The sequence below is a fragment of the Gemmatimonadaceae bacterium genome (assembly GCA_037721215.1).
Lineage (GTDB): Bacteria > Gemmatimonadota > Gemmatimonadetes > Gemmatimonadales > Gemmatimonadaceae > UBA4720.
Genome location: JBBJNV010000030.1, coordinates 26,164 through 40,530 on the forward strand (window position 1 = coordinate 26,164; position 14,367 = coordinate 40,530).

The 14,367-nt window shown below is 60.5% G+C and carries 10 protein-coding genes and 2 tRNA genes; 10 read left to right on the plus strand and 2 right to left on the minus strand.

Annotated elements, in window-relative coordinates; translation table 11 throughout:
* Window positions 1–99: 99 nt before the first annotated feature.
* On the minus strand, window positions 100–1,548 hold the full coding sequence (locus tag WKF55_14795; GenBank protein MEJ7760848.1) for a hypothetical protein: 1,449 nt from the start codon (window positions 1,546–1,548) through the stop codon (window positions 100–102).
* A gap of 224 nt (window positions 1,549–1,772) precedes the next feature.
* Window positions 1,773–4,190: a BTAD domain-containing putative transcriptional regulator gene (locus tag WKF55_14800; GenBank protein ID MEJ7760849.1), complete on the minus strand. Its 2,418-nt coding sequence runs from the start codon at window positions 4,188–4,190 to the stop codon at window positions 1,773–1,775.
* A 126-nt stretch (window positions 4,191–4,316) separates the two neighbouring features.
* Between WKF55_14800 and uvrA the strand changes: the two genes are divergently transcribed.
* The 10 genes from uvrA to WKF55_14850 all read left to right on the plus strand — a co-directional run bounded on the left by uvrA (window position 4,317) and on the right by WKF55_14850 (window position 14,278).
* Window positions 4,317–7,154, plus strand: a complete 2,838-nt coding sequence (gene uvrA / locus WKF55_14805) for an excinuclease ABC subunit UvrA (protein ID MEJ7760850.1) — start codon at window positions 4,317–4,319, stop codon at window positions 7,152–7,154.
* A 21-nt stretch (window positions 7,155–7,175) separates the two neighbouring features.
* On the plus strand, window positions 7,176–7,847 hold the full coding sequence (gene sdaAB, locus WKF55_14810; GenBank protein ID MEJ7760851.1) for an L-serine ammonia-lyase, iron-sulfur-dependent subunit beta: 672 nt from the start codon (window positions 7,176–7,178) through the stop codon (window positions 7,845–7,847).
* 1 nt (window position 7,848) lies between these two features.
* Entirely contained in the window at window positions 7,849–8,727 is an 879-nt protein-coding gene (gene sdaAA / locus WKF55_14815; GenBank protein ID MEJ7760852.1) for an L-serine ammonia-lyase, iron-sulfur-dependent, subunit alpha, read from the plus strand.
* Between the two features lie 82 nt (window positions 8,728–8,809).
* Window positions 8,810–9,595, plus strand: a complete 786-nt coding sequence (locus tag WKF55_14820) for a PspA/IM30 family protein (GenBank protein ID MEJ7760853.1) — start codon at window positions 8,810–8,812, stop codon at window positions 9,593–9,595.
* Complete coding sequence (locus WKF55_14825) at window positions 9,592–10,800, plus strand: AI-2E family transporter (GenBank protein ID MEJ7760854.1); 1,209 nt, start codon at window positions 9,592–9,594, stop codon at window positions 10,798–10,800. Before WKF55_14820 ends, WKF55_14825 begins: the two co-directional genes overlap by 4 nt.
* Window positions 10,801–10,897: 97 nt before the next feature.
* The gene (locus tag WKF55_14830; GenBank protein ID MEJ7760855.1) at window positions 10,898–11,707 is read left to right on the plus strand and encodes an ATP-binding cassette domain-containing protein; all 810 of its coding nucleotides are present in this window, start codon (window positions 10,898–10,900) and stop codon (window positions 11,705–11,707) included.
* 49 nt (window positions 11,708–11,756) lie between these two features.
* Entirely contained in the window at window positions 11,757–13,181 is a 1,425-nt protein-coding gene (gene cysS, locus WKF55_14835) for a cysteine--tRNA ligase (protein MEJ7760856.1), read from the plus strand.
* A complete protein-coding gene (locus tag WKF55_14840) occupies window positions 13,178–13,987 on the plus strand; it encodes a hypothetical protein (GenBank protein MEJ7760857.1) in 810 nt (269 codons plus the stop codon). Before cysS ends, WKF55_14840 begins: the two co-directional genes overlap by 4 nt.
* Before the next feature lie 68 nt (window positions 13,988–14,055).
* A tRNA-Thr gene (locus tag WKF55_14845) sits at window positions 14,056–14,128 on the plus strand.
* A 67-nt stretch (window positions 14,129–14,195) separates the two neighbouring features.
* Window positions 14,196–14,278, plus strand: a tRNA-Tyr gene (locus tag WKF55_14850).
* Window positions 14,279–14,367 lie beyond the last annotated feature (89 nt).

Below are 14,367 nucleotides of genomic sequence, written 5' to 3' on the forward strand. Positions count from 1 at the left end.
CCTGCGATCCGGCGTCTGCCGTTGCCAGATCGCAGGCTCCACTCACCATCTAAAGTCCTTTATATCACCCGAATGGGTAGCCCTCGAGTGATTTGATTGTCATGGCGGGCAATTTCGCGCGGCATCGTAGGCTACGCGGGAGCCATTCGGCATCGTTTGCCCATCGACAAGCAGCGTGTTCCCATTCCCTGCAGGATGAGCGAACCACGCATCTTTCCAATCGAGGTCTCCACCCAACTTGAGAGAATAAGTGGAATTGCGGAGGTACGCACTGCTCTGAAAACCAGCCGACGAGGCTACGCCGAGGCCCGTCGAGTTCCTGGCGAAAGAAACGAGCAGGTTATTCTGACAACTGCCACTGATCGTGTTGCCCTGTAGTGTAACATCGATGTCGCCCCTGAGAGCTGTATTGGCAACAGGGAAGGCCGCTTCGACCATTACCCCGAATGTGTTGTTGACGAAAGTGTTGTCGCGTGCAGTCACCCGTGAAGATCCGATTACATCAGGTGCACCGGGTCCCACTCCCCCGACCCGAAGCCCTGCCCCCACCGGTTTCTGCTGGTGATTTCGAACTTCGTTGTTGATCACAGTGGCTGTAACGGTGGCCGTGGCCGGAAGTACGAGCGGCTCAACGATTGCAGGAACGCGGTAAAAACCCATTGGCAGAACAATGATGCCAGGGATGCCACCCGGTCCTATCAGCCGGTTGCCGGATACCTGATAATCGCCGGGGCCGTCGAGGCAGATCCCGCACGATCCGCCGCGGCCGCTGAAGTAGTTCTTGTCCACGCGTCCGCTGGCTGCCTGCAAATGTATCGGTTCGCTGAATCCTCCCTCGAACCGATTGCCCTGGATCACGAGATCCTGTGCCCGCAATGCGATCACCCCCTTTCCGGCGGGTACAGCATCAGCGCTGCCATTGCCTGACTGGAAAACGAAGCCTTCGATAACAATCCCATGGCCCTTGGGACCATCGGGGTGCGCGTTGACGATTATCATCGGTTCAATGAGGTGACTCTGAGGTCCGGTAGTCCCCCTTTCAACTGCAAGGCCGGGACTCGCGACGAGTGTTGTAACTTCAGCCGCTTCGCCCGTACCGGTCGCCCTTCCGCCGGCGTCAATCTGCATCTTGAAGGATCCCTGCAGCGTTATACCGGGAACGTCGAAAACCAGCGGGAAGCGCTCGAAAGCAGGGTCTGATGACTCCTTTGTGCTTCCCTGAAAAACTCCCGGGCCTACCGCGATGGTGATCCGACAGGATGCAAGCGCACCTTCGTTCCGCGCCAGGCGAATGGTGCGTGCCGCCGCAATCGCATCGCCGATGCGGGTAAAGCGGTTGGAGTCGGGAATCGCGCTGGCCTGCTTGTCCACAACCAGGCGGGTAACGTAGTCACCGTGGCTTCGATGGGTCGAAAGCTCTGAAGAATAAATCTCGAGAAGGCTTCCGGTCGTGCCCGAGAGGTGGCACACGGTGAGCTGGTCTCCTGTCGGGCCGACGGGCTCGCTGCACGAAACCACTGCTGCGGTGACGATCGCCGAGCAAAGCACTGCGACTACCTTTCCTGGGCGGGCGTTGAAGGTTGGGGGAGAAGGGGCAGGTGAGTAAGGAGCAGGCGGATGATTCAAAGGGCTCTCGCAGAAAAAGGATAAGCCGAATGTGGCGTGGCCGGGTGATTTGCCCGTGATTCTGCCGTCCTACGGGTGTTTTCCCCTCGAAGTATCTATTGCATCGGGGTTAAGCAAGCATCCCGGCGGCGGTTCCAGGGTCGACTTCATCTCAAAGGCATCGGACCTACGCGCGCCATTATCGCCTCAAAGCGGGGTGTGCCTCGCACAACATCTACTCCAGGCATGCAGGGGAGACGGAATAGATTTGGATCTTTCTCGGCGGCAAGAAGCTCGAGCTCTCGGTATCCGCCGTAGATATCACCCGATTCGAAGCGAAGCTGCATGAGCTTCAGCGGAGACGTCCACCCACGCTTTCCTTGCTCCTGAAGCTTCTCGAGCTTTCGGCGTCCGTCCAAACGCTTAGCGCTCCAGTATCCCTCATCGCCACTCGCACGGGCGAGTGCCCTCGCAAGCGCGGTATCGCCGGCATCCGATGCCAGAATTCGCCAGGCAACGATTGCGTCATCGTACCGGCTCATCCGCGCGAATGAGCGGATCTGTCCCGCGCGCGCGATCGTGTCCGAGGGATTCAGTACAAGCTCGGCTTCGTACAGCTTGAGTGCTGCGTGCGGCAGCCCGGCGCATAGCTCGGTGGCAGCTTCCCTGTCCAGATAGTAAGAATTGAGGGGATCAAGCTGGCGGACGAAGCGAATGGCGTCTCTGGCCGAATCCCATCGCCACGCACTCCTATAGAGAGAATTTTCGACCTCAAAGATTTGGGCATTGCCAGGCTCAACGGCCTTTGCTTTTTGAATCAGCTCGAATCCGATTGCGAGATTTCGGTAGCGCATGGCTCGAAGGAGACCGAGACTCGCCCATGCTGTCCCCTCGAGACTGTCAAGAGCGAGCGCCCGTGCCCCTGCCGCCGAAGCACGGTTGTATCCTACGTCAAAGGGAATCCTCTCGCCGGCCACGTGGAACGTCCACGCCGCGGTCAATCCCGCCCAGGCCCTGGAGTTCGACGGGTCAACGGCGACAGCCTTTTCGAAGAGTCGCTTTGCAGCGGCATGGTTCCGTATGGTCATTTGCTGGTAGAATCCTTCGAGCATCAGCCTATACGACTCGGGATTGATCGCGCGCTCCGATACGCGGGGGACAGCCGGCATGGGAACGCGAAAAATTTCTCCGGCTACGGCCGCCGCCAGCTCACTCTCGACGGTGCGGAGCCCAGCGATGGTAAAGCGGCGCGGCGGTATGTGCTTCTCACCAGACGTTTCAACGTCCAACACTGCGGCTCGCACTTCGAAAGAGCCTCCTCTCCGGGCTAACGTGGTTTTCAACAGGATATTGGACCCGAACTGCCGTCCGACCGCCTTAAGATCATGACGAGTCGCCGCCGGCCATTCGGACCGAGCGCCCGAGCGGACGGTGAGCCCTCCCATTCCTTCAAGGCGGCGCGCCACTCCCTCTGCGAGACCAGCGGCAAGGTAGGCCTGCTTTGGGTCGCCTGTTTCGTTCTCCATCGGCAGCACTACAAGGCTTCGTGACGAAGAAGCAACTTCGGCGGCCGTACCCGCGGTGTTCTCCACGCGCACGGTGTTCTCCGCGCGCGCCGTGTTCGCTTGACGCCGGAGCCCGGCAAACACCACAATCGCCGCGGCGAAGCCCGTGACCACGACGGCAAACCACAACCGCGGACGCGCTTGCCTTCCGGTTGTACTCGATGGGGCAGGCGCAGCGAATGGAAGGACCCCGCCACCGGCTTCGGTTTCGGCGATTGGACGCGAGGCTGCCGACGAGTGTTGCGGCGAAGAGGAAACACCCTTTGACGATGAAGCGCCTGCCGGCGTGGTCTGTAAATCCCTCCGCGTCCGCACGGCGTCCAGCAGCGCGACGGTCTCTGCAGATGGTCTTACGCCAAATTCTTCAGCAACATGATCCCTGAACCGCTCGTAAACCGCGAACGCCTGTGAGCGATCGCCGGCACGATCGAGCAGCGTGATCCATCTGCGCGCCGCTACCTCATCGTCCGGGTTCAGCTCGGAGCAGCGGCGTGCGGCGTCGACAGCACCAGCAATATCGCCTGAGCGCTCCCGACTCTCGGCGAGTAGAACGGCCGCGTTGAGAGCTTGCTTTTTCAACCGGCTGCGCTCATTGCCGAGCCACTTCTCGAACTCCTCGGCGTCCGGTATGTGAAGGCCAGGCAACAGGTCTCCGGCATATCGCGCGAGAGCATAAGCATGACGGCCGGCGGAAAGATCTTCCGCCAATGCCGCCACGTCTGTCGTGATCAGCGCCGGATCGAGGCTTACCTCGTCGTCGCCGCGGCTTCGAATTGCTCCATCGACTAGATGCCCGCGTAGAACGTAAAGAGCGCGACGAAGCGCAGGTCGAGCCTTACCCTGATCGAGCTCGGGCCAGAATGTGACGAGCAGGGAATCGCGACGATGCCAGGTTCCTGGCCGAGGCATCGCGAGATATGAAAGAAGGGCCAGATGCTTCGGCTGCCGAAGCAGCGCGTCCAACTCTCCACCTTCCGCGTCGGACAGGCCGATGCCGCCAAGCATCCGCAACGTATACATGTGAGTGAAGCTAGGGGCGTTCCGCAAATGTCGCAAAAACGGGCGAGCATCAGCTGCTAAGACCCGGGATCCGCTCCGACTCCGCTGCGCTTGTATCTCATTGGTGAATCCGTCACCTTGAGAGCTATGCCAGAAGAAGCGCTCATCGTCCGCGGAGCGCGAGAACACAACCTCCGCAACATCGATGTAACCATCCCCCGCGACCGCCTCACGGTCATTACCGGCCTCTCCGGCTCGGGGAAATCGTCACTTGCATTCGACACCATCTACGCCGAGGGCCAGCGCCGCTACGTCGAGTCGCTGTCCGCGTACGCCCGCCAGTTCCTCGGCCTCATGGAAAAGCCGGATGTCGATTCCATAGAAGGTCTTTCTCCCGCTATATCCATCGAGCAGAAAACCGCCGGACACAACCCGCGCTCCACTGTCGGGACGGTCACCGAGATCTACGACTATCTGCGCCTTCTTTATGCGCGAGCGGGGATCCCGCATTGCGCGAATTGCAGCCGGCCGGTCGAGCGGCAGAGCGCAGGCCAGATGGCCGCCACAATTCTCGCCTGGCCCGAAGACACGAAAATCGAGGTCCTCGCACCGCTGGTCCGTGGCCGGAAAGGCGAATTCAAGGATCTCTTCGAAACCGCTCGCAAGGGCGGCTTCGTGCGGGCATACGTCGACGGTGAGCTCGCTGAAATCGCCAATCCCCCGCGCCTGAACCGCAGGCTCAATCACAGTATTTCGGTCGTGGTCGACCGGCTCGCAGTCCGCGCCGACGATCGCGGCCGCATCACCGATTCGATCGAGACGGCGCTGCGCCTTTCGGAGGGGTTGATCGAAGTCACCCGGCAGGACGACAAGTCCACGCATCTGTTCTCCGAGAAGTACGGCTGTCCCGTCTGCGGCATATCGCTGCCCGAGCTCGAGCCCCGTCACTTCTCGTTCAATTCGCCCTTCGGCGCGTGCCCCGATTGCGGCGGACTCGGCGTTCGCCGCGAGGTGAGCGAACAACTCATTCTTGGTGATTCGAGCATCTCGATTCTCGAAGGCGTCATCCTTCCCTGGGGCGAGCCCGACGGCTACCTGCGCAAGGTGATTCTGCCGGGCCTCGCCAAACAGTTCGTATTCTCGCTCAATACGCCATGGGGACAGCTCTCCCAGAATGCGCGCACTGTGATGCTGTATGGCTCAGGCGGCAAGCAGGGTAAATCCGGCGATGCCACCGGCAAGTGGGAGGGCGTCATCTCCAACATTCAGCGCCGGTATAATGAGACCGAGTCCGACTCGGTGCGGCTCGGCCTCGAGGACTACATGCAGGCGCGGTCATGTACCACCTGCGACGGACGTCGCCTGAAGCCCGAGTCACTCGCCGTCACGGTGGCGGATAGAAACATCGGCGAGGTGGTGGAAATGCCCATCATGGGCGCGCTGAGTTTCTTCGAATCCGTACCCATCCGCGAGAACGGGAATCCAGGTCTCGACGCCGACATCGCAGGGCCCATTCTCAAGGAAGTTCGCGAACGCCTGCGCTTCCTCAACGATGTCGGGCTTGATTATCTCACCCTCGGACGCTCCGCCGAGTCGCTCTCCGGAGGCGAAGCGCAGCGGATCCGCCTCGCGACTCAAATCGGTTCGAGACTGGTGGGCGTGCTGTACATTCTCGACGAGCCGTCGATCGGCCTGCACCAGCGCGACAACGCCCGCCTCCTCGCGACACTGCGCCAGCTCCGCGACCTCGGCAACACTGTCATTGTGGTCGAGCACGACGAAGAAACGATGCGCGAGGCGGATCACCTGATCGATCTCGGCCCGGGAGCCGGCAAGCACGGCGGGATGGTCATTGCCGAAGGAACAGTGGCCGACGTTGCGGCGCACAAGACGTCCATCACTGGACAGTACCTTCGTGGCGAACTTCATATTCCGATCCGCGACGAACGACGACCGTTCGACCCTGTAAAGGCGATAAAGATTCAGGGCGCCCGCGAGCACAACCTCAGGGACATCGATGTCGACATTCCTCTCGGGTTATTCGTTGCCGTGACCGGAGTGTCGGGCTCGGGAAAGTCGACGCTTATTGAAGACGTTCTGCACAACGCACTTGCCAGGCATTTCTATCGGGCGCGGGTAATACCTGGCGAGCACGATCGTATTACCGGGCTTCAGTACGTGGACAAGGTGATCGATATCGACCAGAGCCCGATCGGACGGACGCCGCGGTCGAATCCCGCAACCTACACAGGACTCTTCACGCCCATCCGGGAGCTATTCGCCGAGATGCCCGAGGCGAAGATCCGCGGATATGGTCCGGGCCGATTTTCATTCAACGTAAAAGGCGGCCGGTGCGAGGCGTGCGAGGGCGACGGTCTGGTAAAGATCGAGATGCACTTCCTGCCCGACGTGTACGTTCCGTGCGATGTCTGCAAAGGGAAACGCTACAATCGCGAGACTCTCGAGGTGAGGTTCCGCGGGTTGAGCGTTGCAGACGTGCTCGATCTCACCGTGGAAGATGCGCTCGCGTTCTTCGAGAATCAGCCGCGGATCTACCAGAAGCTCCACACGCTCAATGATGTCGGCCTTGGGTATATCCATCTTGGCCAGAGCGCGACCACGCTGTCAGGCGGCGAAGCGCAGCGTGTCAAGCTCGCTACAGAACTTTCGAAGCGCGATACCGGGCGCACGTTTTACATTCTGGACGAGCCCACCACCGGTCTTCATTTCGAAGACGTACGCATGCTGCTCGAGGTTCTGCACCGCCTCGTTGACCGTGGCAATACTGTGCTCGTTATCGAGCACAACCTCGATGTAATCAAGACAGCGGACTGGATCATCGACCTCGGGCCGGACGGCGGGCTGCGCGGCGGCGCGGTCGTTGCTGTTGGAACTCCCGAGGATGTCGCCGCCGTCAAGGCGTCGTACACAGGTCAATTCCTGCGCCCCCTGCTGGGGAACCGGCTCCGGCGCAAAGCCGGCTGAAAACCAAGGGATCCCATATATATGGTATCACTGCTGGATATCATCGGTCCGGTGATGGTGGGCCCCTCGTCGTCGCACACGGCGGGCGCTTGCCGACTGGGGTTGCTTGGCCGCGGACTCGTCAGCGGTACTCCGCACTCCGCGCTGCTCCAGTTGCATGGTTCGTTTGCACGCACCGGTGAAGGACACGGGACCGACAAGGCGCTGGTCGCCGGTCTGCTGGGCTTTCGGCCCGATGACGACAGGATCCGCACCGCGCTGCAGATTGCCGAAAGGGAAGGGCTTGACTACCGGTTCGAGAAGATCACGCTCTCCGATTCGGCACATCCGAACACCGTCAGGATGACGCTCGAGCAGGGGGGAATCACCGCTACCCTGGTGGGTTCGTCGCTCGGAGCGGGGCGCGTGCTGGTGACGGAGATCGACGGTTATCCTGTCGAGATCTCGGGAAACTTCCACACGATCGCGCTCGTAGCGGAAGACAGGAAGGGCTCGATCGCACGTATCACCGGCATTCTCGCGGAACATGAAATCAACATTGCGACCCTCAAGTTGACGAGGAAGCAAAAGGGAGGCGACGCATTCATGGTCATCGAGTGCGACGAGTCGCCGGGCGAAGGAGTGCGCGACGAGATTCGCACGCTCGACTGGGTACGCTGGGCAAGACGCCTCGACCGGGTAAGCGGAGGCTAAAGTGTACCGCGCGCTTGGAGACGCAATTCGTGATGCCGAAACCCGCGGCCAGAAACTCGCGCAGGTTGCCCTCGAGCAGGAGGCCGCCGATCAGGGGCGAACGGTGGCCGATATCCGCGCGGCGCTTGCACGCGCACTTGATGTGATGAGGAGCGCAATTGGCGACGGGATGACGGGTGATCTCATGTCTTCGTCCGGTCTGGTGGGCGGTGATGCCGCCAAGCTGCGCACCGGCCCTGCCGGCCCTCTCGCCGACACCCCGTTCCGCGATATCCTTGCAAGAGCACTGGCAGTGCAGGAAGTCAACGCCGCAATGGGTGTGATCGTCGCGGCGCCGACCGCTGGCGGTGCAGGCGTGCTCCCGGCGGTGCTCACCGGGCTCGCCAAATCGCGATCGTTGCCCGACGATGTAGTCCTCGACGGGCTTGCCTGCGCTGGTCTGATCGGGGCAGTAATCGCCGAGCGCGCGTCACTCTCGGGGGCCGAGGGCGGATGTCAGGCGGAGACCGGGGCGGCGGCCGGAATGGCAGCAGGTGCGGCAACCGAGATGCTGGGAGGCAGCCCGTCACAGGCGGGGCATGCAGTCGCGCTTACGATGCAAGGCATGCTCGGACTAGTCTGTGACCCGCTTGGCGGACTGGTGGAGCTGCCGTGTGTTTTCAGAAATGCAACTGGCTCCGCAATCGCGCTGGCGGGGATCGAGATGGCAATGGCGGGCATCACTTTCGCGATTCCTGTGGATGAAGTGATAGACGTGATGGGTGAGATCGGCAGAGAAATGGATGTGCGGTATCGCGAGACGGCGGGCGGTGGTCTGGCGGCGACGCCAACCGGCAGACGGCTTGCGAAAGAGCGGCTGTATCAGATCAAGCGGTCGTGAATCGAACGCGGGTTCAACTGGTCAACATTGGTCCATTCAAGTATCTTCGCGACGTAGTTCACTCCCGAGGCAACAGGTACAAATGAGCATCTTCGATCGCATAGCACGTTTATTCAGGGCAAACGTCAATGACATGATCGCTCAGGCTGAGCAGCCTGAGAAAATGTTGAATCAGATCATCATCGACATGCGCTCGCAACTGGTGAAGGCGAAGCAGCAGGTGGCAGCTGCGATCGCCGATGAGAAGCGGCTTCAGGATCAAACCGCTCAGGAGTTGCGTGAGGCCGAGGAATGGGAGCATCGGGCGATGCTTGCTGTAAAGGAGGGGCGCGATGATCTCGCCAAGCAGGCGCTGATGCGACGCGGCGAGCATGTGTCGCGGGGACAGCAGATGCAGCTCACCTGGGAAGCGCACAAACAGGAAACTGACAGGCTCAAAGACTCGCTGCGCGGCCTCAACGACAATATCGAAGAGGCGGCGCGCAAGAAAAATCTGCTTCTCGCGAAGCAGCGCCGCGCCGATGCCCAAAAGCGAATCTCCGAGACGATGTCGTCGATGTCCGAGAAGTCGGCGTTCGAGGCATTCGCCAGGATGGAGGAAAAGATCGATCAGAACGAAAGGCAGATACGTGCGCACTCGGAGATCAACGAGGAATTTTCCGGCGACAAGCTGTCGAACGACTTCAAGCGCCTCGAGTCGACGGCCGGAACTGCCACCGCCGATGCTCAACTCATATCGCTCAAACAGAAGATGGGGTTGCTGGCCGCTCCGTCCGAGGACGCGAATCGCCAGCTCGCTGCTGGAGATCTGGCGCCCGGGGAGATTCCTGACGCTGAGGAAGTTTCCGATGAGAATTCAACGAGATGACTGACGCTGTAGCGGTAGATCGCCCGAAGTTGGGCAGCGCGCTCACCACGGTCGTTCTCACTGTCCTGATTCTTTGGATGGTGGGAAAGACGGCCAGCATTTTCCTGCTGCTTTTCCTCGCAGTAATTCTTTCGCTGTACCTCGGTGCGCTTCGCGATTTTCTGGTAGAGCGCGGTCACATGAACGATCGCCTTGCATTTTTTCTTGCCGTCGTCGGCACTCTCGTCGGCATCGTGGGGCTGGTTGCGCTGCTGGTTCCACCGGTTCTCGATCAAACCCGCCAGTTGGTGCAGGTGCTGCCGGCGACGATAGCCAACTGGGAAGGCGGCATCGACAAGTTTGTGGCACGGTTCCCGGCGATGCGCGATTTCTGGGAGCCGGGCCAGCACCAGGTTCTCAAGGCTGTGTACGATCGTGTCTCGACATCGGCCGGTGACGTCGTGCCCAAGGTGTTTTCGCTCGTCCACGTCATGATAGAGATTTTCGCGGTAATGGTGATGAGCATCTACATGGCGCTGCAGCCGGGCATCTACCGCGAGTGGATGATCGCGCTGTTTCCGCCAGTACACCGGGACTTCATTCGCGACGTTTTGCGCGATATTGCCGATGCACTCCGGTCGTACATCGTGGCGCAATTGCTGGCGATGACGGTGCTGGCGGCGTTTACCGCAATCGGGCTTTATCTCCTGAACGTCCCGTACTGGCTCACATTCGGGATCTTCACCGGTGCGGTTGCCATTGTTCCATTTTTCGGAACGTTGCTCTCTACTCTTCTGCCGGCGCTTTTTGTACTCGGCGGCCCCGATGGCGGCACACGGTCGCTGCTGGTGGTACTGCTTGGCGTCGTCGTCCATTTGTTCGAGGGCAATGTCGTAGCGCCGCTCGTGATGTCGCACAAGGTCGAGTTGCCGCCGGTGCTTACGATCATGGCGGTGCTGGTTATCGGAAAATTGCTCGGTCCGCTCGGGCTGGTGATTGCGGTTCCGACACTGGCGATGATAATGGTGATCGTGCGTCGGATTCTCATCAGCCGCATCTATGAGGGCAAGGGATTCCGCAAGGCGACGCGAGACAGGATGTTCGTGCTCAGGGTGCCGGCACCGGATGGGGGTGTATTGTTGCCTCGGGCACCGGCCACCGACATGCTGGCGCTCGGACAACGGGGTGCTGTGGCGATTCCGCCGGTGGTCGTCAAGACTGCCTGAGAGGAATATTCCGATGCTGACCGGCTGCATTTGGTCAGTGGCGTCGGCGTTGGCAGGGATAGTCTGAGGTAAGCCCTAAGGCTGCGATTGTTCCCCGATGCCCCGTTTCGCAATGGCCTGCAATCTCAGAGTCGCCGACAGCCCCGATCGTTCACCCGTGTTGCGCATTCGCTCGCTCCACAAGTCGTTCGCCCGCGGTCCCGCAACCTCACCCACGCGTTCTGCGGCCCTGGTTGATGTCAGTCTCGACCTGATGCGCGGAGAAGTGCTTGGTATTGTCGGAGCGGCGGGTGCGGGGAAGACAACCCTGCTTCAGTGTGCGGCCGGCATTCTGCGCCGCGATCGTGGGTTTGTCGACTGGTTCGGGGAGCCGTTCGCCGGAGGCGGATGCTTGCCCGACGTCGCCTTCGTTCCAGCTATGCCAGTGTACTATCCATTCCTGACGGTGCGTGATGTGCTGGAGTACCGCCTCGCGAAAACCGGGATGACGCTTCTGCAGCGGAACCGGGCGATCGAGTCGGCGCTCGACCGCCTCGACCTCAGCGCCAGTTCTGCGGCCAGCGTCAGCGATCTTGCGCGCGAGGCAGTGAAGCGGCTTGCGATCGCCGAAGCACTGACCGAAGAACCGAAAATCATTTTCCTCGATAGTACGCCGGCTGACATGCCTTCTGTGTGTCCACCTCCCGTACTGAGCGCGCTCGCATCCGAAGCAGCAGGCGGCAGAGCCGTCGTTGTTGCTGTTCGCGATGCAGGGGTGATAGCGCCAATTGCATCGCGCATTCTTCTGCTGGAGAAAGGAAGGAACGCCGGAGTTTTCTCCAGCGAGCAACCCCGGCTTGAGGCGGCTTTTCCGCAGTTCCCGGTGATTGAGACGCGAATCCGATTTGTAGCTGAACGCATGCATTGAAACCGGTCAGTCTGTGTTGCCCTGTTTCGGGGAGCGGTCTAGCTTCCCGATGATGTCCGATTTCCGGCTTTACAATACGGTGTCACGCACTCTCGAGTCTTTCGAGCCCGCGGACGGAAAAACCGTGCGGATGTACACGTGCGGCCCGACTGTCTACAACCCGGCGCATGTAGGTAATTTCCGCACGTTTCTGTTCGAGGATCTCCTGCGGCGGACGCTACGCTTGCGTGGCTGGGAGGTTCAGCAGGTCATGAACCTCACCGATGTCGACGACAAGATCATCAAGCGGGCCAGCGAGCGCGGGCTGACAATTACCGAAGTAACGGAGCCGATCGTCGACGTGTTCCATGCCGACCGGAATTTTCTCCGCATTCAGGATGCCGAGGAGTATCCGAAAGCCACCGATCACATTGCGGGGATGATTGCGCTCGTTTCGACGCTCATCGAAAAGGGCATTGCCTATCTCGCCGAGGATGGCTCTGTTTACTACGCAATCGACCGATTTGAAGGTTATGGACGGCTGTCGCGACTTGACACTCGTGAGATCAGAGCCGGCGCCCGCGTCGCGCAGGACGAGTACACGAAGGAAAACGCACAGGATTTCGCCCTCTGGAAAGCGGCGAAGGATGAGGATGAGCGCGCCGGTGCTGCGTGGGATTCACCATGGGGACGCGGCCGTCCCGGCTGGCATCTCGAATGCTCAGCAATGGCGATGCACTACCTCGGCACAACGATGGACATTCACTGCGGCGGGGTGGATCTCGTGTTTCCGCATCATGAGGATGAGATCGCCCAGTCAGAAGGTGCGACGGGAGAAACTTTCTCCCGCTTCTGGTGCCACGGGGAATTTCTGCTCACCGATGGCAGCAAGATGGCGAAGCGGGTCGGAAATGTTGCGACTGTTGCGGATTTGCGGGATCAGGGCGTGTCCGCGGCGGCGTTCAGGCATTTCGTTTTTTCGACTCATTACCGAAAGCAGCTCAACCTGTCGCCCGAGGCGCTCGAGGCCTCTGTAGAGGGAGTGAGGCGTGTAGGGGAGTTCGCCGAACGGCTCGCATCGGCCACCGCCGGAACTCCGGAGCTGGCGACAGTTGCAGAAGAAGCTATTCGCGATGCAACGAACGCGCTGTTTGATGATCTGAACGCGCCGATTGCGATGGGCGCGTTGTTCACTTTCATAAGGAAGGCGAATGCGGAGCTCGATCGTGGCTCGAGCGGCAATTTCCGAGGAGATACGGAGTCGGTCGAGAAGGCGAGAACGGCTTTCGCTCGCATCAATGGGGTTCTGGATATCGTCCCCGAAGGAAACGCCGCGGACAACGCCGCTGAGGTAGAGGCGATGCTTGCTGAGCGCCGCGAAGCCCGGGAACGGCGCGATTTCGCGCGTTCAGACGCAATCCGGGGTGAGCTGGAGGGGCGGGGGATCGAGATCAAGGATGGGCCATCCGGCACGACGTGGAAAAAGGTGCGATGAGTTTGCGCTCGGCACGGGGGCGATGGGCGGGTCTGCGATGCTTGTGTCTGTCTGTTGCTGCCCCAATTCTGGCTGCGTTCCCGGCAGATGCACAGGCACGGACCCCTCGCCAGGTCGCCGAGGCGTTTTTCTCCAACGTTGCTGAAGGGCGATGGAACGCGGCGGCGGGCCTTCTCGATCTGGACTCGTTCGACGCGTATCGAAAGTCGGTCATCGCCTCATCGCGGAAGCCACAAGCGGAGTACGGGATCACCGCGGAAAGGTTGATGCGTGATGACCCGAAAATGCCGCGCGCCGTGGCAGAGTATCGCGTGAAGGAATTTGAGGAGGCGGTGAAAGGCACGGGACAGTTGACGAGATATGAGTTCGCGCGTATCAGCTCACCTGATTCCCTGGCAGCGCTGACCGTAACTGACGCGGCAGCGAGGTGGATCGAGGCGCAGGACTTCCGATATCAGGTGTGGCTGGCCGACAAAAATTCTGTTGCTCGCGGCTGTCCTGTAACCGCTGCATCAGCGGATTCCCCGGGCAAGGTGCAGCCCCACCGCATTGTTGGCGTGGTGGTCGCCGATTCGACCGCGTACATAGTGCACACGGATCCTCGACATGAAATGACAGGGACCGACCCTCGATCCTCAAACGAGGCGAAAATGGACCCGGTAAGTTCGGGATTGGCCCAGTGGTATGCGGCTTCCCCGTCGGTGATGCGCCTCCGCCGGGTAAACGGGAGCTGGCTCATCATTGGCGGACATGCGCTGCTGAGCAGCGGCTTCGGTGTTATGGTATCCTGCGATCCCACACCGTAACGCGTTCGCCGGTTGACGCACCTGACGAAACTCGGCTATTATTACGGGCTTATGTAAAATCGCTGTTTGCTGACGTAGCTCAATTGGCGGAGCAGCTGATTTGTAATCAGCAGGTTGCGAGTTCGATTCTCGCCGTCAGCTCTGTCCGGCTGGTGGTCGGGCGTGTCTCGTTCCGGGTTGTGCCAGCCTGCCGCGTGAGCGGAAACTGGGTGGGGTACCTAAGTGGCCAACGGGAGCAGACTGTAAATCTGCCGGCTTACGCCTTCGAAGGTTCGAATCCTTCCCCCACCATGTAGTTCGATGGGGCGGGTTTTTTGTTTGTAGTGCGGGAGTAGCTCAGTTGGTAGAGCACTAGCCTTCCAAGCTTGTGGTCGCGGGTT

Bases quoted from the DNA above. Each gene is read 5' to 3' on its own strand.
- WKF55_14825 (MEJ7760854.1), top strand. From the start codon at position 9,592: ATGACTGACGCTGTAGCGGTAGATCGCCCGAAGTTGGGCAGCGCGCTC.
- uvrA (MEJ7760850.1), top strand. From the start codon at position 4,317: ATGCCAGAAGAAGCGCTCATCGTCCGCGGAGCGCGAGAACACAACCTC.
- WKF55_14800 (MEJ7760849.1), bottom strand. From the start codon at position 4,190: ATGTATACGTTGCGGATGCTTGGCGGCATCGGCCTGTCCGACGCGGAA.
- WKF55_14840 (MEJ7760857.1), top strand. From the start codon at position 13,178: ATGAGTTTGCGCTCGGCACGGGGGCGATGGGCGGGTCTGCGATGCTTG.
- sdaAB (MEJ7760851.1), top strand. From the start codon at position 7,176: ATGGTATCACTGCTGGATATCATCGGTCCGGTGATGGTGGGCCCCTCG.
- WKF55_14820 (MEJ7760853.1), top strand. From the start codon at position 8,810: ATGAGCATCTTCGATCGCATAGCACGTTTATTCAGGGCAAACGTCAAT.
- cysS (MEJ7760856.1), top strand. From the start codon at position 11,757: ATGATGTCCGATTTCCGGCTTTACAATACGGTGTCACGCACTCTCGAG.
- WKF55_14830 (MEJ7760855.1), top strand. From the start codon at position 10,898: ATGCCCCGTTTCGCAATGGCCTGCAATCTCAGAGTCGCCGACAGCCCC.